A 21016-nucleotide genomic window follows, 5' to 3' on the forward strand; every position below is an offset into this window, starting at 1 on the left:
GAAGTGGACCATGCCCATCCGGGATTGGAAGGCTGCGCTGACCCGCTTTACCATTGAGTTCGGAGACCGCATCTCCGTCAATTGAAGTCCGAACCGTTTACACAAAAATTCGGACACGCCCCACGCTACGTGCGCGTTTGTACGCCCCCCCCGGAACCTCGCTGAAGAGACCGGGCACGCTCGTGGGTACGCGTGGATCGACCAACGTCCGCTATCGCTGCAAAGCAGCCTGTCAGTGAAAAAAGCTTCATCGGGGGCTAGTGGGTCAATTCTGGGTGGAAATCAACACAACAGGCCTCCGCGGAACGCGGGGCGGTTCAGGTTGCTACATAAGAGCACCGTCTGCGGTTGGAAAAATTTGGGCTGCGCTTGATTTATGCAACAACGCGAATCGTTCAAGAGTTGGAACGTGTGCGCGACAGCCTGCCGCCTGGTGCACAGGTCGCCATCGACAACATGAGCACCAGTATCGGCCAGCTCAAAAATGAGGTTGCTGGAGCCAGGCCCGTGGTGGTCGACCTCGGCACGCGCCTGCGCAATACCGTCATCGACGGCGTGGCAGATGCTGCGGCCAATGCTGTAACGAACTTCAAGAGCCTAAGCGAAGTCGCCAATGCCACCTTGCGGCAGATTGCAGGCGATATCGTTCGCAGCGACATCAAGCGGCTGCTGACCAACCTTTTTACGCCCGAGGTAAGCGGCGGCGGCACGGTCATCGGTGGTATTTTCGGTAGCATCGGCAAAGTTTTTGGGTTTGCCGAGGGCGGCTCCCCCTCCACAGACGGAGGGCGCATCGTGGGCCCTGGCACGGGCACAAGCGATAGCATCGCCGCGCTGGTCGACGGCAAGCGTCCCATTGCAGTGAGCAATAACGAGTTCATCCAACCCGAAAAAGCCGTCAATCACTACGGCTTGCCATTCATGGAGGCCGTGCGCACCTTGCGCCTTCCCAAGCCGCGCTTTGCATTTGGGGGCCTTGTCCAGGCAAGCCAGCGCGTTCAATTCGCCACCGGCGGGTCGATTGGCACAGGCACTAACCAAGCCAATCAGCAGCCACCGAATTTCAAGGTAGAACTCATCACGAAGGGGACTCCACAGCGTGTAGAGTCAGCTACTCCAAGAATGGATGGCCAGGATGCAATCGTCCAGGTCGTTCTATCGGATCTTGAGCGCGGCGGTCCCATTTCGAGAAAGCTTGGCGTACATCGTTGAAAAGCTCTGCGGCAGAATTAGAGAGCTGAATCTGCGATTGATCATTCCGCCTTTGGTACGTAGCTGCTTCTATCGTGCTTGCGCACCTTTGTTTTGTACGGCGCAATTCTTTTTTGCGATGCAAAAGGATATGGAAGGAGATTTATCGCGTCTCTGCAGCTGCAAATATCGCACCGCGCTTCACAAAACCATCTGAAGTCGTTTTTCATCAAGCGAATACAGCTACGGATATCAGAAGAACTCCGGCCAGCACTTGGGCCGCTGATTGCGGCTCCACCGGCTATCGATCACAATGGCGGCATTCTTCAAGTTCAAGTGAACTTTAAGTCAAGCTCCGGAGAAAGACATCATGAAAACTGAGGATGATCCGCTGATGAGCATCAGCGACTTCGCGCAGCGCAGCGGCGTCAACGCATCGGCGCTGCGCTTCTACGAGTCGCTGGGTCTGATCGAATCGGTGCGCAGCCCCGGCGGCAGGCGGCGCTACCACCGCTCGGGCCTGCGGCGCATTGCCTACATCGTGTTTGCGCAGCGTGTGGGCTTCACGCTGGAGGAGATCGCCGCGCAGCTGGCACGGCTGCCGACGCGGCACGTGCCTACAGGCGGCGACTGGCAGAAGATGTCGCGCATCTGGCAGCAGCGGCTGGACGAGCGCATCACCGAGCTGCAGCGCCTGCGCGACAGCCTCAACCAGTGCATAGGCTGCGGCTGTCTGTCGCTCAAGGTCTGCAGCATGTACAACCCCGGCGACCAATGCCAGCGCGGCGGCCCAGGGCCCCGCCGCTGGCTAGGCGACGAGCTGCAGGCCGAGGGCCACTAGCCTGGGCTCAGCGGCCGCTGGCTTGGGCGAAGGCCAGCACGGCCTGCAGCAGACGCTGCATGGTGGGCTGGATACGGGCCGCGACCTCGGGCAGGTAGTCAAAAGGCATCTGCTCCTGCATATAGCTGGACTGTGTCATCTCCAGCTGCACGGCGTGAAAGCCCTGCTCCGGCTGACCATAGTTGCGCGTGATGAAGCCACCCTTGAAGCGACCGTTGAGCACGCTGGTGTGGCCCGGTGCCTGCCGTGCAATGTCCAGCAGTTGCTGGGCCAGCGCCGGCGCGCAGCTCTTGCCGTCGGCGGTGCCCAGGTTCAGGTCGGGCAGCTTGCCCTCGAAAAAGCGCGGCAGCACCGAGCGGATGCTGTGTGCATCCCACAGCATGGCCACGCCATGCTGGCTCTTGATGCGGTCGAGCTCGGCGCGCAGCTGCGCATGATAGGGCTGCCAGTAGAGTTCGCGGCGGCGCGCGACTTCTGCCTCGTCGGGCTCCAGGTCCTTGCTGGCATACAGGGGCTTGCTGTCGAAGCCGTCAACCGGACACAGCCCGGTCACGCTCTGGCCCGGATAGAGGCTGGCACCATCGGGCGGACGGTTCAGATCGATGACATAGCGCGAATGCGTGGCAACCAGAATGGATGCGCCCAGCGCCTTGGCGAAGTCGTAGAGCTGCGGCATATGCCAGTCGGTGTCGTGGACTTCGCGCCCTTCGGGCGTGAGCCTGGCCGCAATGTCGGCCGGAACATGGGTGCCGGTATGCGGCATGGAAATCAGCAGCGGTGCCGTACCCTGGTGGAAGACAAAGGGGGCGATGGCTTGGCTCATGGAGCGTCTTTCTTCTGTCAAAAATCTGAATGCGGCCGCCCTCAGGCGCCTTGCAGCAATGCCTTGCGGGCCAGGACAAAGCCCTGTTGCGCGACCTCGTGCAGCGCATGGCGGCCTGCCTGCACGCGCTGCTGGCCGCGAACCCAGACATCGGCTATGGCCGAGGTGCGATGGCTTGCAAACACATGGGCTGCATGGCCGCTGTCGGCTGGCAGGCCGTTGAGGGCCACATGCCGGGCATCGAGCACCACGAAGTCGGCCTGCTGGCCCACGGCCAGACCGGAAATGGCGCGGCCGGATGCCTGGGCACCGCCGGCCACCGCCTGCAAGGTCATGGAGGTCGCCACCTGGGGCTGGGCACCGCCGCCGAGCACATTGCGCTGGCGCAGGTTCAGGCGCTGGCTGTATTCGAGCATCAGCAGCTCTTCGGCCGCGTTGACCGTGGCGTGGCTGTCCGAGCCAATGCCCCAGCGGCCGCCATGCCTGAGCCACGCCGGCATATCGAAAATCCCATCACCAAGATTGGCTTCGGTGGTGGGACAGATGCCGGCCACGGCAGCGCTGCGAGCCGCGCCCGCATATTCCTCGGGCGTCATATGCGTGGCATGAACCAGGCACCAACGCGCATCGACGGGCGCATGCTCGAGCAGCCATTGCACGGGGCGCTGGCCACTCCAGGCCAGGCAGTCGTCCACCTCCTGGGTCTGTTCGGCGATATGGATGTGCACCGGCGCCTTGGGCAGCATGGCGTGCAGGCCTGCGAGCGCGGTCTTGAGGCTGTCCGGCGGCACGGCGCGCAGCGAATGCGGAGCCAGGCCCAGGGCTGCCTGCTGCGCCCTGGTCACGGGCTCCAGCTGCTGCAGCAAGGAGAGCATGTTGTCCGTGCTGCGAATGAAGCGGGCCTGATCCTCGCGAGGCGGCAGCCCCCCGAAGCCGCTGGTCTGATAGAGCACGGGCAGCAAGGTCATGCCGATGCCGGTCTTCTGCGCCGCACGCAGCAGTGCCAGGGACAGGCTGGCATCGTTGGCATAGGGCTTGCCGCCTACATCATGGTGCACATAGTGGAACTCGCAGACCGAGGTGTAACCTGCCTCCAGCATCTCCAGGTACAGCCAGGTCGCAATCGCTTCCAGCGCCTCGGGTGTCATGCGGTTGGCAAAGCCGTACATCAGCTTGCGCCAGCTCCAGAAGCTGTCCTGCGCCTGGCCACGGAACTCGGTCAGACCGCCGAACGCACGCTGGAAGGCATGCGAGTGCAGATTGGGCATGCCTGGGATCACCGGGCCGGCGGCGCGGATGGCGGTATCGACCTCGCCGGCCTCGCCGCTTTGCGGATCCACATCGGTGAGCACCTCGGCCAGACGCCCGCCCTCATCCCAGCTGAGCAGGACATTGCGCGCCCATCCCGTGGGCAGTAAGGCGTCTTCGGCAAAAAGTGTGCCGCTGGAGGAGGAAGAGTGCATGATCATTTCGAAATGCCTGAAGGAGAGGAAACCAAACGCTGGCCACGGGCCGCAAGCGCCAGCGCAGCCACAGCCAGCAAGGCCAGCGCGGCGCTGACCTGGATGGCCTGGGTGTAGCCGCCAGTCTGGTCGAACACCCAGCCGGACGCGCTGGCGCCGACGACTGCCGCCAGCCCCACGCTGATGTAAAGAATGCCCAAAATGGCACCCAGCCGCAAGGTGCCGAACCACTGGGCGGCAAGGACGGGAAACAGGGCGATGCAGCCGCCATGCGCCGCGCCGAACAGCAGGGCAAACACGGCAAGCGCGGCCCAGCCATGGGCCTGCCACCACAGCAAGTGCAGCAGGGCCAGAAAAATGCTCAGACCCATAAGCAGACGCAGAGCTCCCAGCCTGTCGCCGAGACCGCCCAGCAGCGGCCGGCCCAGCACATTGCCAGCGCCTATCAGAGCGATCAGCCACTGGCTTGAAACGGCATCGATATCCAGGCCCTGGGCCATGGGAGCGATATGCACCAGGGCCGCAAACAGGCTCACCGAAGCCAGGAAAATGGCGAGGAAAAACCAGCCGAAGCTGCTGCTGCGCACGGCCTGGGACAGCTCCATGCCCTGCGCCTGGGCTGCAGCCTGGGCAGGGGGAGGATCGCCGTCGCAGCTCAGACCCAGCTGCGATGGCTGGCCGACCATGGACAGCGCGGCCGGCAGTCCCAGCAGCAAGATGGCCAGCGCAAACCACTGCATGGTGATCTGCCAGCTCTGCAACTCCAGCAGCCAGCCCGCAAACAGCGGCGCGGCGAAGGTGCCGACGCCGGTGCCGGCCGAGGCCAGGCCGGAGGCACGGCTGCGCAGCCGTATGAACCAGCGCTGCACGGCCACCAGGGCCGGTACGTAGATCAGGCCCACACCACCGCCCACGAACAGGCCGAAAACCACGAACAGCTGCGCCAGCGAGCGGGTCTGGCTGGCCAGCGCAAAGCCTGTGGCCAGCAGCAAGACCCCCGCACCGGTCACGCGGCGCAGGCCTATGCGGTCGGCCAGAGGGCCGGCAACAGCGCCCACGCAGTAGTACAGCAAAGCCGTCACGGCAAACAGCGAGCCCACCGAGAAACGGCTCGCATCGAACTGCGTCTGGATGCTCTTGAAAAAAGCGCCAAAGGAATAAGCTGCACCGAAGGCCAGGGCGAGCAGGCCATGGGCCGCCGCCACAATCGTCCAGCCCCGAAACAGCTTCATGGCTCAGGCCTCGAGTGCGGCCAGCAAGGTCTGTACAAAACGCGCGTTGTCGCCTTCGGTGCCTATGGACACGCGCAGGAAATGCTCGAAGCCCGGCTCCTTCCAGGGTTTGACGATCACGCCCTGCCTGAGCAGCGCTTCGGTCACCGGGCCATTGGGACGGCCGAGGTCGAGAAACAGGAAGTTGGCCACCGAAGGCGCAATGCGCAGGCCTTGCAGCGGCCGGCCCGGCCCTGCCAGCGCCAGCAGCTGTCTGCGCAGATCTTCGCGCAGCGCCACCGTGGTCGCCACACCGCTGCGCATGTGCGCGGGATCGTTCCAGGCGGCCAGCGCTGCGCGCTGGGCCGCCATGTTCACGTTGAAGGGCGAGCGCACCTTGTCCATCAGGCCCACCAGCTCGGCGCTGTCGGCCATGCCGTAGCCCACGCGCAGACCGGCCAGGCCCCAGGCCTTGGAGAAGGTGCGCAGCACGATCCAGGGCCCGACACGCGCCTCCAGCATGGCCAGCACATCGGGGTAGTCATCGTCATGCAGCGCGTATTCGTAATAGGCCTCATCCACCACCAGCACGGTGTTGGCGGGCGTGGCCTCCAGCACCTGCGCAAACTGCGCCGCATCCATCATGCAGCCCACGGGGTTGGACGGGTTGGGCAGGAAGGCGATCTTGGGGGCCTTGGCCACGGCAGCGCACCAGGCGCCCAGATCGAAGCCCAGCTCCTCGTTGAGGTCGAGGAGCTCGACCTCCGCGCCCATCATCTTTGGATAGATTTCGTGCAGGCCGAACACGGGACGCTGGGTCACCACCAGATCGCCGGGAGCGAGAAAGACCTCGCAGAGAATCTTGATCAGGTCTTCCGAGCCGTCGCCGAAGACCAGACGCCCGGCGGGCAGCCCGGTGCGCTCGGCAATGGCTTCGCGCAAGGCCGTGCAGTTGGCATCGGGATAGTTACCCACATCGTTGGCCACCTCGGCAATCGCCCGGCGCACCGAGGCGCTGGCACCGAAGGGATTTTCATTGCTGGCCAGTCGCGCGATATCGGTCACGCCATAGCGCGCCCGCACCGCTTCGTTGGACAGGCCGGCGTTGTACGCGGGCAGCGGGCGCACCTGGGCCCGGGCCAGCGAGGCCACCAGGGAATTCGTCATAGATCAAACACCTTTCCGGGATTCATCAGGCCCAGGGGATCGAGGGCCAGCTTGATGGCCCGCATCGCCGCCAGCTCTGCGGGCGTGCGGCTGTTGCTCAGATAAGGCTTTTTGTGCAGACCTATGCCGTGCTCCGCGGAGACGCTGCCCTGCATCTCGCCCACGATGCGGTAGAGAAGCTCCTCCACCTGCTCGCATTCGCCGTTGACGGTCTTGCCATCCACCGAGACATGGAGATTGCCGTCGCCCACATGGCCGAAGTAAAGCGCCTGGTGCGCAGGCCAGCGCGCGGCAAAAGCCTGCATGCAGGCTTCGGCAAAGCGGCCGATGTCGGCCTGGGGCAGGCTCACGTCGAAGTTGATCGCGGGATGCATATTGTTGTTGAGCTCGGCCGGTGCCTCGCGCAGCTTCCACAGCTGCTGCACCTGGGCGACCGACTGGGCCACGATGGCATCGAGCACCTCGCCGGCCTCCATGGCTTCCTCAAGCACCTGCTGCAGATCGCCCTGCAGCTGCGCCTCGTCCTTGCCATCCACATTGATCAGGGCCAGCAAGGGGTAGCGCTGCTCAAAAGGCGCAGCGAGCTTGAGCCAGGCCATGGAGGCCTGCACAAAGCTGTCCCACATCAGCTCGTAGGCCGCGACGCTGTTGCCGAAGCGCGACTGCATGCGCTTGAGCACGGCCAGCGCCGAGTCGAAATCGGGCATGGCCACCAGCGTCGTGGCCGTGGCCTGGGGCGCGGGGCGCAGGCGCAGCAGCACGCGCGTGATGATGCCCAGCGTGCCTTCGGCACCGATGAAGAACTGCTTGAGGTCGTAGCCCGTGTTGTTCTTGATCATGGGGCGCAGCATGGGCAGCACCGTGCCGTCGGCCAGCACCACTTCCAGGCCCAGCACCTGCTCGCGCATCATGCCGTGCTGCAGCACGCCGTTGCCGCCCGCATTGGTGGAGACGTTGCCGCCGATCTGGCAGCTGCCGCGAGCGCCGAGATCCACGCCGAACACCATGCCGACATCGACGGCCGCTTCCTGCACGGCTTGCAGGGTGACGCCGGCCTGCACCTGCATCAGCCCGGTCTTGGCATCGATGTCCTCGATGCGGTTCATGCGATCCAGCGACAGGGCCACTGCCCCCTCCATCGGAACCGCTGCACCGGCCAGCCCGGTCAGACCGCCCTGCGGCACTACCGCAATCCGGTGGGCGCTGCACAGACGCATGATCGCGCTGACTTCCTCCGTGGTCCGTGGGCGCACCAGCGCCAGCGGCTGCTGGGGGGGCGTGCCGCTCCAGTCGGTGCGGCACCGCTCGGGCGTGTCCGTGCCGCGCAGCGCGACATCGGCGCCCAGGGTGGAAATCAGTTCATTGAGAAATTGTTCGTGAGACATCAGCAACCTTTCGCGCTCCCCGCTTTCAGGCTTTGGCTTGCTGCGCAATCAGGCCCTGGCGCACCACCGTACAGTCAGGCTTGCTGCCGAACCAGTAGGCCAGTTCGGCAGCCTGCTTCACGGGCCAGAGCACGAAGTTGGCGGGACGGCCCACGGCAATCAGGCCTTGCTCGTCCTGCAGACCCAGAGCCTGCGCTGCATGTCGGGTGATGCCGGCCAGAGCCTCGGGAACCGTCAGACGGAACAGCGTGCAAGCCATATTGGCCATGAGCAGCAAGCTCAAGCACGGGGAGGTACCCGGATTGTGATCGGTAGAAACGGCCATGGGGACCTTGGCGGCCCTTAATTCCTCAATCGGCGGCACTTTGGTGTCGCGCAGCGTATAGAAGGCTCCGGGCAGCAGCACGGCCACGGTACCGGCCTTCTTCATCTCGTCAATGCCGTGTTCGGACAAGTGCTCGATATGGTCGCAGGACAGCGCGCCATAGCGGGCCGCGAGGGCTGCACCCTCCATATTCGACAGCTGCTCGGCATGCAGCTTGACGGGCAGGCCCAAGGCCTTGGCCGCCTGAAAGACCTGCTCGGTCTCGGCCAGCGAGAAGGCGATGCGCTCGCAGAACACGTCGACGGCATCGATCAGGCCTTCGGCGGCCAGCGCCGGCAGCATGACCTGACAGACCAGATCCGTGTATTCCTGGCTGCGGCCCGCGTACTCAGGCGGCAGCGCATGGGCCCCTAAAAAGGTGGTGCGCACGGTCACGGCACACAACTCGCCCAGGCGCCGTGCGGCGCGCAGCTGCTTGCGCTCGTGTTCCAGGGCCAGGCCGTAGCCCGACTTGATCTCTATGGCCGTCACGCCTTCGGCCAGCAACTGCTCGAGACGCGGCAGCGCCAGCGCCACCAGCTCGTCCTCCGACGCTTCGCGCGTGGCCCTGACGCTGGAGACGATGCCTCCGCCGGCCCTAGCCACTTCCTCGTAGCTGGCCCCGGCCAGGCGCATGGCGAACTCGTTGGCACGCTCGCCGCCATAGACCAGGTGGGTGTGGCAGTCGATCAGGCCCGGCGTGGCCAGGCGCCCTGCGCCATCATGCCGGGGCAGCGCCTGGTATTCGGCGGGCATGGCATCCTGCGGGCCCACCCAGACCATGCGGCCTTGTTGCACCACGATACAGGCCAGCGTGCCCTCGGGAATATCCGCCACTTCGGAGACATACAGCTCCGGCGCCAGACGCAGGTTGTACCAGCAGCCGTCGGCAGAGACTGCGAGATGGGAAATAACTTGCGTCATGGCGATGCTCCTAGTGTTCGATTACGGCAATTCAAACCATGAAACTACTGATTTCATAGCTTCATGCGCTTGCCACTCCTGATTTTCATATCAATACGCATTGAAACGTCCAATTCAAGGGTGCAAGCTGCTCGTGTTTTAGCTGTGCGGCGTCAGGCTGACCAGGATCAGCCTGGCCTGCTCGTCCTGCGCCAGCAGCGGCTCGGCCTGGGGGCTGGTCCACCAGAGGCCTTGACCGGCTTGCAGTATCCGCCCGTCGGCGCATTTCCAGCCCCCCTCCAGCACCATGCAAAGCCCTGCGGCGCTCAGCCCCGCCTCGGCCCGGCCGCCGAGCTGCTCCAGACTGGCCGACCACTGTCCGCGCCGGGTCATGACATTGAAGTCGCTGGACGGCCCGCCCAGCAGATCGCAATCCAGCGCCATATCGCCCGAAAAGGCGAATGGCTGCCAGCGCTCGGTCAATGCATGCTCGAGCCCGGCATGGGCGCTGTGCAGCCGTACCCCGTCGCCATCGAGCAGCATGATCTGGCGGTCTATGCCCGGAAATGCAGAAAACGGGCCGGCCTGGGCAATCGTGGCCACGCTCACGCGCCAGCCAAAGCTGTCCATGCCCGCACCCTGCGGCCAGCAGGCAATCTCGCGCGTGCTGCCGCCCCCGTTCTTCCACGGGCTGGGCGCAATCTGGTTCAGGTCAAAGCGTTGCATCGAAGACTGTTGTGAGTGAGGCCGAAGCTCTAAAAACAAGCACGCCCCAGGTGCGGGACGCCCAGCAAGGGCCGTCCCGCAGCAAAGGGCGTCGTCCCCCTGGGGGGGAAGCGGCGGGGCCGCCTAGGCGCAGCCGCTCAGGGGGGACGACGTTACTTGACCATCGGCAGGTTGAGCCCATGGCGCTTGGACGCTTCCACGGCGATCTCGTAGCCTGCATCGGCATGGCGCATCACGCCGGTGGCGGGATCGTTCCAGAGCACGCGGTTCAGGCGGGCCGCAGCCTCGTCCGTACCATCGGCCACGATCACAACGCCGGCATGTTGCGAGTAGCCCATGCCCACGCCACCGCCGTGGTGCAGGCTGACCCAGGTGGCGCCGCCCGCCGTGTTGAGCAGGGCGTTGAGCAGCGGCCAGTCGGAGACGGCGTCGGTGCCGTCCTTCATGGCTTCGGTCTCGCGGTTGGGGCTGGCCACCGAGCCGCAGTCCAGGTGGTCGCGGCCGATCACGATGGGCGCCTTGAGTTCGCCGTTCTTGACCATTTCATTGAAGGCCAGGGCCGCCTTGTGGCGCTCGCCCAGACCCAGCCAGCAGATGCGCGATGGCAGGCCCTGGAAGGCGATGCGTTCCTTGGCCATGTCCAGCCAGCGGTGGGTGTGCTTGTTCTCGGGGAACAGCTCCTTGATCTTGGCATCGGTCTTGTAGATGTCCTCGGGGTCGCCGGACAGCGCCACCCAGCGGAACGGGCCCTTGCCTTCGCAGAACAGCGGACGGATGTAGGCTGGCACAAAGCCGGGGAAGTCGAAGGCGTTCTTCACGCCTTCGTCCAGGGCCACCTGGCGGATGTTGTTGCCATAGTCCACCGTGGGAATGCCCATGGCCTGGAAGTCCAGCATGGCCTGCACATGCTGGGCGCAGCCCTGGGCGGCGGCCTTCTTGAGCGTGGGGTGCTGGCCGGGGTCGGCCGCAGCGGCGTTCCATTGCTCCACGGTCCAGCCCACGGGCAGGTAGCCGTTGATCAGGTCGTGGGCGGAGGTCTGGTCGGTCACGATGTCGGGACGGATGCCGCCGGCCTTGGCACGCTTGACCAGCTCGGGCAGGACTTCGGCCGCATTGCCCAGCAACGCGATGGAGACGGCCTCGCCCTTTTCGGTGTGATGCTTGATCAGGGCCAGCGCGTCGTCGATATCCTTGGCCTGCTTGTCCACATAGCGGGTGCGCAGACGGAAGTCGATGCTGGACTGCTTGCATTCGATGGCCAGCACGCAGGCGCCGGCCAGCACGCCGGCCAGCGGCTGGGCACCACCCATGCCGCCCAGGCCGGCTGTGAGAATCCACTTGCCGGTCAGGTCGTTGTTGTAGTGCTGGCGGCCGGCCTCGACAAAGGTCTCGAAGGTGCCCTGCACGATGCCCTGGGCACCGATGTAGATCCAGCTGCCCGCAGTCATCTGGCCGTACATGAACAGGCCCTTCTGGTCCAGCTCGCTGAAGCGCTCCCAGTTGGCCCACTTGGGCACCAGGTTGGAGTTGGCCAGCAGCACGCGGGGCGCGTTGGCGTGGGTCTTGAACACGCCCACGGGCTTGCCGGACTGGATGAGCAGGGTCTCGTCGTCGTTCAAGTCCTTGAGCGAGGCAAGGATCTGGTCAAAACATTCCCAGTTGCGCGCCGCGCGGCCAATGCCGCCGTAAACCACCAGGTCCTGCGGGCGCTCGGCCACCTCGGGGTCGAGGTTGTTCTGGATCATGCGGTAGGCGGCCTCGGTGAGCCAGCTCTTGCAGGTGAGCTGGCTGCCGCGCGGCGCGCGGATCACACGGCTGGCGTCGTGGCGGGGATCGGTGGTCATCGGGAATGCTCCTTATGGGGAATAAACATAACGCGCGACGCCCGAATGCCGAGACGCCGCCAAATAGGTATATACAACTTTAACGCTACTCCGCTATGCGGACAAGAGTGTAGAAACCCTTTCGAGAAAAATATTTCTTACGCGGCGCCAGGAAAAACCTGGCACGCGCCGTGCATAAGGTAGCCGCTCGCAGTCCCCAAAATTGGGACACCAATGTTGTATAGATATTTATACATATTCAGCACCCAGACTGCGGCATTTCCATCAACGCTATTAATCTCCTCCACTCACCTATGTCCGCAACGCCATCCGTTCCGACGCTTCGATTCTCTGACCCCTTCCATGCAGTGCAATGGTGGGCAACCAACACCCCTGAGCAGGAGGCCGTGGTGTTTCCCGGAGCACGCAAACGAATCACATATGCCGAACTCTTGCACCAAAGCAGTGCTTTGGCGGCAGGACTTCGCTCGCTCGGGGTGCGTGCAGGGGATGCGGTCGCCATCTGGGCGGAGAACCGTGCAGAGTGGATCGTCAGCCAGCTTGCCATCTGCGCTGTGGGCGCAGTCATGGTGCCGGTCAACACTCATTTCCGTGAGCAAGACGTCGCCTATGTGCTGGAGCACAGCAACGCGGTTGCCATTCTTCTGTCGCAACGTTTTCGCAAGAATGCCTATCTGGACATGGTGCAGAGCCAACGCGGCGCACTGCCTGCTCTCAAGCACGTCGTGTGCTTTGACCCCGATGGCTCTATGGCCCATCACGGTGTCGTGGACTATGCTGCGCTGCTGTCCGCGCCGATCGCTGACTTCCGGCCAACACCTGCTGACGGTCGCGCACTGGCCAGTGTGCAGTACACATCGGGGACCACAGGCCGACCCAAAGGTGCGGCCCTGTGCTGGGAGGGTATGGCCCTCAATGCCCAGGGCACCGCGGAGCGCCTGGCCGTTACGGCGAAGGATCGCTGGACATCGATCATTCCGCTTTTCCATTGCGCGGGATGCATCATGAACGTCACCACGACGCTCCTGCAAGGCGCCACGTATGTGGGCGTTCCCGCGTTTGACCCTGTGGAGATGATGCACGTCATCCAATCCGAGCTCTGCACCCTGCTCACTGGGGTGCCGACGTCCTACCTTGCGATGCTCGAACATCCACGACGCGAAGAGTTCAGCCTGCGCACGTTGCGCGCGGGAACATGTGGTGGCGCCGACTGCGACCCCGATGTGCTACAGCGCTGCGCCGAAGCGTTTCCCATCCCCGGGCTAGTACAGGTCTATGGCCAGACCGAATCGAGCACGCTCATTGCGATCGATGAGATCGACAGCCCGCATCGCTGGCACAGTGCCGGAATGCCGCTACCGGGGATGCAGGTGCGCGTCACCCATCCGGAGACACGGGTGCCACTGGAGGCGGGTGTCATTGGCCAGCTAGAGGCCCGTGGGCCCATGGTGATGCTCGGCTACCTCAATCATCCAGCCGAGACGGAAAAGACGATTTCCACCGACGGCTGGATGCAAACCGGTGACCTCGGCTATCTGCGAGAGGACGGCCGTGTTGTGATTGCGGGGGGCAGGCTGCGCGACATGATCATTCGTGGCGGCGAGAATATCTACCCTGTAGAAGTCGAGAATCTGCTACGCCAGCATCCCGCGATTATGGAAATTGCTGTTTTCGGCGTGCCCGACCGCTACTATGGCGAAGTAGTCGCAGCAGCAGTCCAACTGAGCGAGCCTACGCCCGCCGACGCCCTGCGCGCCTTCTGCCACGGAAAAATTGCCGGCTTCAAGCACCCTGCCAAGCTGTTCCAGGTCTCTGAATGGCCCATGACTTCCAGCGGCAAGATCAAAAAGCGTGACCTGCAGGCAGCAGTCGGCGCCGGCACACTACAGGAGCTCGCATGAGACCGCCGCCCTCAATCCTTTTGCACCATGTGCATACCACAACACCTCAAGCCGGTGATACGGCAGCGGCCATCGGCAACACGGGTATCGCGGTCGTCTCGACACCGCATGTGATAGCGCAGCTGGAAGAAGCGTGCCACCGCTGCGTACGCAACTACTTCGAGCCCGGAGACGCCAGCGTCGGAACCCGCGTAGACGTCTCGCACGTAGCCCGAGCCTATGTCGGAGAGCCGCTGCAAGCACGTGCCACGCTCGTTCAGGTGGATGGTCGGCGACTGCGCTTCGAAGTGCAGGCCACACAAGGTGGACGGACCATCATGACCGGGGTGCATGAGCGTGCGCTCGTGCGCACAGAGAAGTTTCAGGGTACGCGGAACACGCCGGTCGATTCACCAGAAGAGATTCACCAACAGCCTGGCTCACTGACACCCGATCCCATCGACTTCTATTTCGACTACCACAGTCCATGGTGTTACTTGGCCGCAGAACAGATCTCCACGGTCGCAAGCCAAGCAGGTCGCGAGCTGCGGTGGCGCCCCTTTCATTTGGCACATCTCATCGAGCGCATCGATGGACGTCGTCCATTGGATGCGAATCCAGCCTTTGTCCGATGGTTCAAACAGGACATGCAGGACTGGGCCGCGATACAAGGGCTTACCTTGCGGTACCATCCCCAGTTCCCGCTGCGACCAGTTCGAGCTTTGCGCGCCAGCGTCTTCGCACAGGATCAAGGCCAGGCAGATGCGTTCGTACGTGCGGTCATGAAGGGCTACTGGTGCGATGGCACGGACATCAGCGATCTAGGCGAAATCGGCCGCATCGCCAGCGCCGTCGGTCTCGACCCGGCTGCCACACGCGATGCCTGCGCCGCCCCCCACTACAGGCAATGCGTTGAGGACAACACGGCGCAGGCCATTCAACTGGGTGTTTTTGGAGCACCCACTTTCGTCGTGGGCAAGCAGCTGTTCTGGGGCAATGACCGCATTCCCATGCTTGCACGCTATCTGGCGGGTGCTCTGAGTTCTCGCAATTGAGCTGGGGGGAAGGCCTCCCTACGCCGGTCAACGGTTCAAAAGCTCAAAAGGCCGCCTATCAGAGGCGGCCTTTTCTTGGGTGTCGCCGAGATTCCTCAAGCCATCGCTTGCACTTGAATGTCCAGATCACTCCAGATTTGGTCGAAGTACTCGTTGAATCGGGCTGATCTGCGCATCGCAACGGCATCTTCGCTTGCAATGTCCAGTTCGATGCGATGAATTGACTTCACCGTCGCCGGCCGATGCGAAAGCACGAGTACTCGGTCTGCCATGCTGATGGCTTCACCAATGTCGTGCGTTACCAGAATCGCTGCCTTGTTACGACTGCGAATGATGCGCTTCACGTCGGCCTGCAGAATCAGGCGGGTCTGAAAATCCAGGGCCGAAAACGGCTCGTCAAGCAGGATGACCTTGGGGTCGAGAGCCAACGTACGCATGAATGCGACACGCTGGCGCATTCCGCCCGACAGCGATTTGGGCAACGCGTTTTCAAACCCTGCCAAACCATAGGTGCGGATCAGCGCCAGCGCGGTGTCCCGCGCCTTGGCCGCATCGCCCCCCCCGAACCTCAAGACCCAGTGTGACGTTCTCCAGCACACTGCGCCAAGGCAGCAGGAGGTCTTTTTGCAGCATGTAGCCAACCTGCCCCTGCGCGCCGCTGACCACTGCACCGTCCACCACCACAGAACCTGCTGAGGGCTCGAGCAGACCTGCAATGATGTTGAACAGTGTGGATTTACCGCACCCTGATGGCCCAACGATGGCCAGAATTTCACCAGTGCCCAGGCTGAAGCTGATGTCGCGAAACGCCACTACCTCTTTGCTCGTGCCCGGATTGAACGTCATGGACACCCCGTTGGCGACGAGAACACCCTGCACCGTCTCGACCTTCTCGGGGGCTTGATTGCTTGTATTTACCATTTGAATTTCGCCTCGATTTTGACAACGATGTAGTCGAGCACCAGCGCAAGCGCCATCAGACCGAAGATGCCGACGTAAACGGCGTTCAGGTCGTAAAGCGCTCCGGCGTTGTAGATGAAGAAGCCGATGCCCTGCTTGGCCGAGATGTACTCACCAACTACCGCGCCGATCATGGCGAAGCCGATATTCAGCCGCAGTGTGGACATGATCCAGGGCACAGAGCCCGGCACGATGACCTTGCGCCAGATCATGCTCCTCTTGGCTCCCAGTGAGCGCATCATGCGCACTAGGTCGAAGTCGATCTCCTGCGTACCCTGGTAAACGGTGATGAGCGCCACGATGAAAGTCAGGATCGCGGCAATCGCGACCTTCGCGCCCAAGCCCACACCGAACCACACGATGATCAATGGTGCCAGCGCAATCTTGGGTACTCCGTTGATGGCCACAATGATCGGTCGCAAGGTTTTTGCCACGGTATCGGACAGCCAGAGCGACAGGCCGACGAGGCTCCCCAGTGTGGTGCCAAGCACAAAGCCGGTGATCGCCTCGAAAGCGGTGATCCCAAGGTGGGTCAACAGATCCCCTTCCGTCAAAAGCTGCACGGCCTTGGTGAACACACCGGAAGGTTGTCCATACAAGTACACCGGAGCAAAGCCGGAACGAATCGCCAACTCCCACAGGGCGAACAGACCCGCGACGCAGGCGAACTGGTAGCCCAGGATGGTGTAACGCGATGACGGTGCTGTCGCGGCACCCGTGCGCCCTGCGGGCGCGGTCGATGAAGGTGTGTGAGCCATGTCGTCAGCCCTTCAAGCCAAAGTCGGCGGTCGCCTTCTCGGCAAACCTGTTGTCCACCATCTCCTCAAAGCTCAGGCTCTTGCGAATGGTGCCTGCAACCGTGTCGTGTTCCATCATCATGTCCCACTCTTGCTTGGAAACAATGGGGTTCAGCGGAACAAATCCCTTTGTCGACAGGAGGCGCTCGCAGCCCGAATTGACCACGCCCTTATCGAGGCTAGGGAACTCAGCCGCCATCGCAGCCACGTAGGCAGACGATTGCTCGCGGATGAGCTTCATGGACGCCGAGAGGGCATTGCAAAAGCGTTGCACCGTATCCGCGTTGGACTTGAGATAGTCTTCCTTGACCATCAACGAGGTCAGCAAGATAGGGCCGAACGGTTCGGCAAACCCGTAAACGACCTGCAATCCGTGTTGCGCAGCGGCGATGCTGGCATCCCACTCAAAAACCACACCGACGTCAGCACGCCCGTCGCGGACTGCACCAATGATGGAACCGGGCGGGCCTTCGACAAACTCAACCCCAGCCGATTTCGGATCCATGCCCGCTAGCTTCTTCATCGCGAAGGTCGGCGAGGTGACGCTGTTGGACGGGAACTTCAGACAAGCAATGCGCTTACCCTTGAAATCATTCAACGAGTTGAATTTTGTGCCCGGCTTGGCAATCACCCACATACCCAAGGCTCCGCACAGCTTGCCAATCACCTTCATGCGTCCGCCCTCCAGCGTGGAGTTCACCGCCATGCCCGTTCCAGTCGCAGCAAACTGGCCACGGCCGGACAGTGCTATCGCCACAGGCTCGGCAACGGATCCGCCTGTGTCAATCGTCACTTTCAGGCCTTGCTTCTCAAACAACCCCTGACGCGCAGCCACATAGAGGGGCCCGTAGTTGGCAAGCTTCAGGCCTGTGGTCATGCCGATGGGAATGGCAGTTTGTGCCACAGCGTCATGGACCATAAACTGTCCGAACGCCGCTGAGGCTCCCAAAGTCCCGGCGGTCTTGAGAAACGAGCGACGGCCATCGATTGATATAGGGTGTGTCACAGAAATACGCTCCAGTGGTAGGCTAAGCAAATTAAGAGAAATGCGCTCAATCGGTATAGATGTCTATACATTAAGTCTCACACGAAAACAATGTTTGAACACGTAGACGCGCTCGCACACTGCCGCATATGAAAACCTCCACACCAATAAGCAAATTACATGCCCAAGATGACGACCGCCCGGCGTTCAAGCGGATCAAGGCGTACATCCTTGCGGGGATTCAATCGGGCATTTGGAAGGAAGGGGACATGATTCCGTCGGAACAGGCGTTGGCCGAGAAGTTCGGGGTCGCCCGCATGACTGCGAACCGTGCGGTGCGTGAGCTGAGCGATGAGCGCATCCTGGTGCGCCACCAAGGCGCCGGCACCTTTGTGGCACAACCCAAGTACCAATCGACACTCGTCGAAATTCGCAATATTGCGGAGGAGGTGCGATCTCGAGGTCATACACACCGCAGCGAACTCCAACGACTGGAGCGAACCAAGGCAGATGCGAAGCTCGCTCACGATTTCGACGTTGAAGCGGGTTCGACGCTATTCCATTCCGTCGTGATTCACCTGGAGGACGGCGTTCCGATCCAAGTCGAAGACCGCTATGTGAACTCCGCTATCGCACCGAATTACATGCAACTCGACTTTGCGCGCGCCACCGCTAACGAGCACTTGATGGAAGTGGCGCCACTGTCTGGCGTCACTTACGCCATCGAGGCTCGGATGCCCACCGAGGACGTTGCTACTATGCTGGGGCTTCCTTTAACCTCGCCATGTCTGCTATTGCGTCGCAAGACACATTCGCAGGGCGTGGTGGCGTCCATTGCGACGCTTTGGCACCCTGGCGACTACTATCAGTTCACAGGTCGGTTCTAACCCCAAAACTGCCGCTGCGTGCACCTGTTCTCGGCTGTTCTGAGCGCCACCGCACCAACGTGGCGAATTTTTATTGAATGCGCATCACCACAGTGCGGCACGCGTCTCCAGTGATTCAGTGCTGGCGGCTAGGTAGAACATTGTCAAACAATGCAGGCCATGCGGACTGCATCGCCCAAACGCGCATGGCTTCGATGTCGGGGGCGAGGTAGCGGTCCTGCTCCAGGTAGGCCACGCGCTCGCGGATGGCTGCGAATTGCTCTTCGATGAGGGGAGAAGATTTCAGAGACCGGTCGAACTCCATGCCTTGCGCGGCCGCCATAGCCTCGATGCCGACCATCACCGCCGCATTGCGCACCATGTCACTCAGTCGCCGCGCGCCGTAGGTGGCCATGGAAACGTGGTCTTCCTGGTTGGCCGAGGTGGGCAGGCTGGTCACGCTGCTGGGGTTGGCCAGACACTGGTTCTCGGCGGCCAGCGCAGCGGCGGTGACCTGCGCGATCATGAAGCCGGAGTTCACACCGCTGTCGCGGATCAGGAACGCGGGCAGGCCCGACAAGCCCGGGTCCAGCAGCAGCGACAGGCGGCGCTCGGAAATGGCACCGATCTCGGCCACGGCCAGCGCGATGATGTCGGCCACAAAGGCCACGGGCTCGGCGTGGAAGTTGCCGCCGGAAATCACATCGCCGTTGTCGAACACCAGAGGGTTGTCCGACGCGGCATTGGCCTCGATGGTCAACACGCGCGCCGCGTGGTGCAGGTTATCCAGGCACGCACCCATCACCTGCGGCACGCAGCGGATCGAATAAGGGTCTTGCACGCGGCCACAGTTGGGGTGCGAGGGGTCGATGGCGCTGCCGTCCAGCAGCGCGCGCACGGCGGCGGCCACTGCGATCTGCCCGGCCTGGCCGCGTGCCTCATGGATGCGTGCGTCAAACGGCTTGACCGAGCCCTTGATGGCTTCGAGCGACAGGCAGCCTGCCACCAGCGCGGCAGCAAACACGCTCTCGGCGCCAAACAACCCGGCCAGTGCCAGCGCTGTGGACACCTGTGTGCCGTTGAGCAGCGCCAGCCCTTCCTTGGGGCCCAGCACAAACGGTTGCAGGCCGATGGAACGCATAGCCTCGGCACCCGGCACCACCTTGCCGTCCACCTTGGCCTGCCCCTCGCCGATCAGCACGCAGGCCATGTGCGCCAGCGGCGCCAGGTCGCCCGACGCACCCACCGAGCCCTTGGCAGGGATCACCGGCAGCACGTTGGCGTTGGCCAGGGCCAGCAGCGCATCCACCAGCTCGGGCCGCACGCCCGAGTGGCCGCGCGCCAGGCTCACGGCCTTGGTCGCCAGGATGAGGCGCACCACATCGTCGGGCAGAGGGTCGCCCGTGCCCACGCTGTGCGACAGCACCAGGTTGCGCTGCAGCTCGGCCAGGCGGTCGTGGGCAATCTTGGTGCTGGCCAGCTTGCCAAAGCCGGTGTTGATGCCATAGACCACCTGGTCTTCATCAACGATGCGCTGCACCGTGGCCAGGGACTTTTGCAAACCCGCGCGTGCCGACGCATCGAGCACCAGTTGCACGGGGCCGGCGTGGATGCGGCGCAGCTCGGCCAGCGTGACGCGGCCGGGGTGCAGGGTGATGGGCGATGCGTTGTGTGTCATGGCGTTGGTCCTGTATATACAAGTAGGTACAAGCAAAAAAATTCTGTGCTTTTGGCAAAAACTTTTAACCAGCGACGGGGTTGCCGTCGGCGCGGAAACGGCTGCCCAGGCGGTAGCGGGTGGCGGGGTGCAGGCAGCGCACCACGGTGATCGGCACGCCGCGCGACCAGGTACGGCGGGTGAGCAACAGGCAGGGCTCCTGCGGAGACATCTCCAGCAGCGCGGCCTGCTCGGCGGTGGGCATGACGGCATCGACCACATGCTCGATCTGGTCGAAGGGCACGTTGCGCACCAGGTATTCGGAGGGCTGCAGTTGCGTGAAGTCTTGCGCGGCGAACTGGGGCACCTGGCGTGGGTTGACGTGGCGGTCTTCCAGTTGCACGGGCAGGCCGTCTTCGCGGTGGATGCACAGCGAGTGGAACACCGACTCGCCCGTGCGCAGGTCCAGAGCGGCGGCCACCTCCAGCGTGGCAGAGGTGCGCTCCACCGTCAGCACATCGCAGCGATAGTCGTGCCCGCGCTGGCGGATCTCGCTCGCCAGGTTGGCAATCTGCAGCAGCGTGGATTGGGGCTTGTCTTCGGCCACGAAGCTGCCCACACCGGCCACGCGCACGATGCGCCCCTGCTCCACCAGTTCGCGCAGCGCGCGGTTCACCGTCATGCGCGAGATGCCGAACTGGGTGACCAGTTCGTTCTCGGACGGGAGGCGGTCGCCCGCGCGCCAGATGCCTTCCTGGATCTTGCGCGAGATATGGTCCTTGACCTGCTCGTACAGCGCCATGGCCTGCGCGGGCGCAGCCGCCGAGGCCACGGCCTTGGCAGGCGTGGAGCTGCGCGATGCAGCGGCGGTGGGGCGGCGGGATGGACGGGCGCTCAT

17 protein-coding genes and 2 pseudogenes are annotated in these 21016 nt (G+C 63.1%); 5 read left to right on the top strand and 14 right to left on the bottom strand.

The genetic code is table 11. From position 1 onward, the window contains the following. Window positions 1-411: 411 nt before the first annotated feature. Window positions 412-1212 carry a hypothetical protein gene (locus SJH88_RS11830; RefSeq protein ID WP_274754594.1) on the top strand — a complete coding sequence of 267 codons (801 nt, stop codon included), beginning with the start codon at window positions 412-414 and terminating at the stop codon, window positions 1210-1212. A gap of 349 nt (window positions 1213-1561) precedes the next feature. Beyond that, window positions 1562-2032, top strand: a complete 471-nt coding sequence (soxR, locus tag SJH88_RS11835; RefSeq protein WP_046461147.1) for a redox-sensitive transcriptional activator SoxR — start codon at window positions 1562-1564, stop codon at window positions 2030-2032. 7 nt (window positions 2033-2039) lie between these two features. Here soxR and hutG read toward each other — a convergent pair whose 3' ends face one another. From hutG to hutU, 8 genes are all read right to left on the bottom strand, one after another. Beyond that, entirely contained in the window at window positions 2040-2855 is an 816-nt protein-coding gene (gene hutG, locus SJH88_RS11840) for an N-formylglutamate deformylase (protein ID WP_057094303.1), read from the bottom strand. A 41-nt stretch (window positions 2856-2896) separates the two neighbouring features. Further along, window positions 2897-4324: a formimidoylglutamate deiminase gene (locus tag SJH88_RS11845; protein WP_274754595.1), complete on the bottom strand. Its 1428-nt coding sequence runs from the start codon at window positions 4322-4324 to the stop codon at window positions 2897-2899. Further along, complete coding sequence (locus SJH88_RS11850) at window positions 4321-5550, bottom strand: MFS transporter (RefSeq protein ID WP_274754596.1); 1230 nt, start codon at window positions 5548-5550, stop codon at window positions 4321-4323. Before SJH88_RS11850 ends, SJH88_RS11845 begins: the two co-directional genes overlap by 4 nt. Window positions 5551-5553: 3 nt before the next feature. Further along, window positions 5554-6696, bottom strand: coding sequence for a histidinol-phosphate transaminase (locus tag SJH88_RS11855; protein WP_274754597.1), 1143 nt, complete (start codon window positions 6694-6696; stop codon window positions 5554-5556). After that, window positions 6693-8081, bottom strand: a complete 1389-nt coding sequence (locus SJH88_RS11860; RefSeq protein WP_274754598.1) for an FAD-binding oxidoreductase — start codon at window positions 8079-8081, stop codon at window positions 6693-6695. Before SJH88_RS11860 ends, SJH88_RS11855 begins: the two co-directional genes overlap by 4 nt. Window positions 8082-8106: 25 nt before the next feature. Next, on the bottom strand, window positions 8107-9369 hold the full coding sequence (gene hutI, locus SJH88_RS11865; RefSeq protein WP_274754599.1) for an imidazolonepropionase: 1263 nt from the start codon (window positions 9367-9369) through the stop codon (window positions 8107-8109). 138 nt (window positions 9370-9507) lie between these two features. Then, on the bottom strand, window positions 9508-10074 hold the full coding sequence (locus SJH88_RS11870) for a HutD/Ves family protein (RefSeq protein WP_003070573.1): 567 nt from the start codon (window positions 10072-10074) through the stop codon (window positions 9508-9510). Window positions 10075-10226: 152 nt separating this feature from the next. Then, the gene (gene hutU / locus SJH88_RS11875) at window positions 10227-11918 is read right to left on the bottom strand and encodes a urocanate hydratase (protein WP_274754600.1); all 1692 of its coding nucleotides are present in this window, start codon (window positions 11916-11918) and stop codon (window positions 10227-10229) included. A 347-nt stretch (window positions 11919-12265) separates the two neighbouring features. On the opposite strand from hutU, the gene SJH88_RS11880 reads away from it, so the two are divergent. After that, a complete protein-coding gene (locus tag SJH88_RS11880; protein ID WP_274754601.1) occupies window positions 12266-13819 on the top strand; it encodes a class I adenylate-forming enzyme family protein in 1554 nt (517 codons plus the stop codon). Then, entirely contained in the window at window positions 13816-14853 is a 1038-nt protein-coding gene (locus tag SJH88_RS11885; protein WP_274754602.1) for a thioesterase, FlK family, read from the top strand. Before SJH88_RS11880 ends, SJH88_RS11885 begins: the two co-directional genes overlap by 4 nt. A 95-nt stretch (window positions 14854-14948) precedes the next feature. Here SJH88_RS11885 and SJH88_RS19775 read toward each other — a convergent pair. The 4 genes and pseudogenes from SJH88_RS19775 to SJH88_RS19780 form a co-directional block, all read right to left on the bottom strand. Then, window positions 14949-15774 (bottom strand): annotated as a pseudogene (locus tag SJH88_RS19775) (ABC transporter ATP-binding protein). After that, window positions 15768-16571: an ABC transporter permease gene (locus SJH88_RS11900; protein ID WP_274754605.1), complete on the bottom strand. Its 804-nt coding sequence runs from the start codon at window positions 16569-16571 to the stop codon at window positions 15768-15770. The pseudogene SJH88_RS19775 and the gene SJH88_RS11900 overlap by 7 nt, the downstream one beginning before the upstream one ends. 4 nt (window positions 16572-16575) lie before the next feature. Then, window positions 16576-17487: an ABC transporter substrate-binding protein gene (locus tag SJH88_RS11905; protein WP_274754606.1), complete on the bottom strand. Its 912-nt coding sequence runs from the start codon at window positions 17485-17487 to the stop codon at window positions 16576-16578. 33 nt (window positions 17488-17520) lie between these two features. Beyond that, window positions 17521-17616 (bottom strand): annotated as a pseudogene (locus SJH88_RS19780) (twin-arginine translocation signal domain-containing protein); the annotation flags it as partial. 128 nt (window positions 17617-17744) lie between these two features. Between SJH88_RS19780 and hutC (SJH88_RS11910) the strand changes: the two are divergent. Then, entirely contained in the window at window positions 17745-18482 is a 738-nt protein-coding gene (gene hutC / locus SJH88_RS11910; protein ID WP_274754607.1) for a histidine utilization repressor, read from the top strand. A gap of 115 nt (window positions 18483-18597) precedes the next feature. On the opposite strand, the gene hutH is transcribed toward hutC (SJH88_RS11910), so the two are convergent. Then, a complete protein-coding gene (gene hutH / locus SJH88_RS11915) occupies window positions 18598-20139 on the bottom strand; it encodes a histidine ammonia-lyase (protein ID WP_274754608.1) in 1542 nt (513 codons plus the stop codon). Between the two features lie 64 nt (window positions 20140-20203). Next, a complete protein-coding gene (hutC, locus tag SJH88_RS11920) occupies window positions 20204-21016 on the bottom strand; it encodes a histidine utilization repressor (RefSeq protein WP_274754609.1) in 813 nt (270 codons plus the stop codon).

Origin of the sequence: Comamonas sp. GCA5, from assembly GCF_036541385.1 — a bacterium.
Classification (GTDB): domain Bacteria; phylum Pseudomonadota; class Gammaproteobacteria; order Burkholderiales; family Burkholderiaceae_C; genus Comamonas; species Comamonas aquatica.

Coding starts and splice junctions, on each gene's coding strand:
- soxR (WP_046461147.1), top strand. CDS start 1,562: ATGAAAACTGAGGATGATCCGCTGATGAGCATCAGCGACTTCGCGCAG.
- hutG (WP_057094303.1), bottom strand. CDS start 2,855: ATGAGCCAAGCCATCGCCCCCTTTGTCTTCCACCAGGGTACGGCACCG.
- SJH88_RS11845 (WP_274754595.1), bottom strand. CDS start 4,324: ATGATCATGCACTCTTCCTCCTCCAGCGGCACACTTTTTGCCGAAGAC.
- SJH88_RS11850 (WP_274754596.1), bottom strand. CDS start 5,550: ATGAAGCTGTTTCGGGGCTGGACGATTGTGGCGGCGGCCCATGGCCTG.
- SJH88_RS11855 (WP_274754597.1), bottom strand. CDS start 6,696: ATGACGAATTCCCTGGTGGCCTCGCTGGCCCGGGCCCAGGTGCGCCCG.
- SJH88_RS11860 (WP_274754598.1), bottom strand. CDS start 8,081: ATGTCTCACGAACAATTTCTCAATGAACTGATTTCCACCCTGGGCGCC.
- hutI (WP_274754599.1), bottom strand. CDS start 9,369: ATGACGCAAGTTATTTCCCATCTCGCAGTCTCTGCCGACGGCTGCTGG.
- SJH88_RS11870 (WP_003070573.1), bottom strand. CDS start 10,074: ATGCAACGCTTTGACCTGAACCAGATTGCGCCCAGCCCGTGGAAGAAC.
- hutU (WP_274754600.1), bottom strand. CDS start 11,918: ATGACCACCGATCCCCGCCACGACGCCAGCCGTGTGATCCGCGCGCCG.
- SJH88_RS11885 (WP_274754602.1), top strand. CDS start 13,816: ATGAGACCGCCGCCCTCAATCCTTTTGCACCATGTGCATACCACAACA.
- SJH88_RS11900 (WP_274754605.1), bottom strand. CDS start 16,571: ATGGCTCACACACCTTCATCGACCGCGCCCGCAGGGCGCACGGGTGCC.
- SJH88_RS11905 (WP_274754606.1), bottom strand. CDS start 17,487: ATGACCACAGGCCTGAAGCTTGCCAACTACGGGCCCCTCTATGTGGCT.
- hutC (WP_274754607.1), top strand. CDS start 17,745: ATGAAAACCTCCACACCAATAAGCAAATTACATGCCCAAGATGACGAC.
- hutH (WP_274754608.1), bottom strand. CDS start 20,139: ATGACACACAACGCATCGCCCATCACCCTGCACCCCGGCCGCGTCACG.
- hutC (WP_274754609.1), bottom strand. CDS start 21,016: ATGAGCGCCCGTCCATCCCGCCGCCCCACCGCCGCTGCATCGCGCAGC.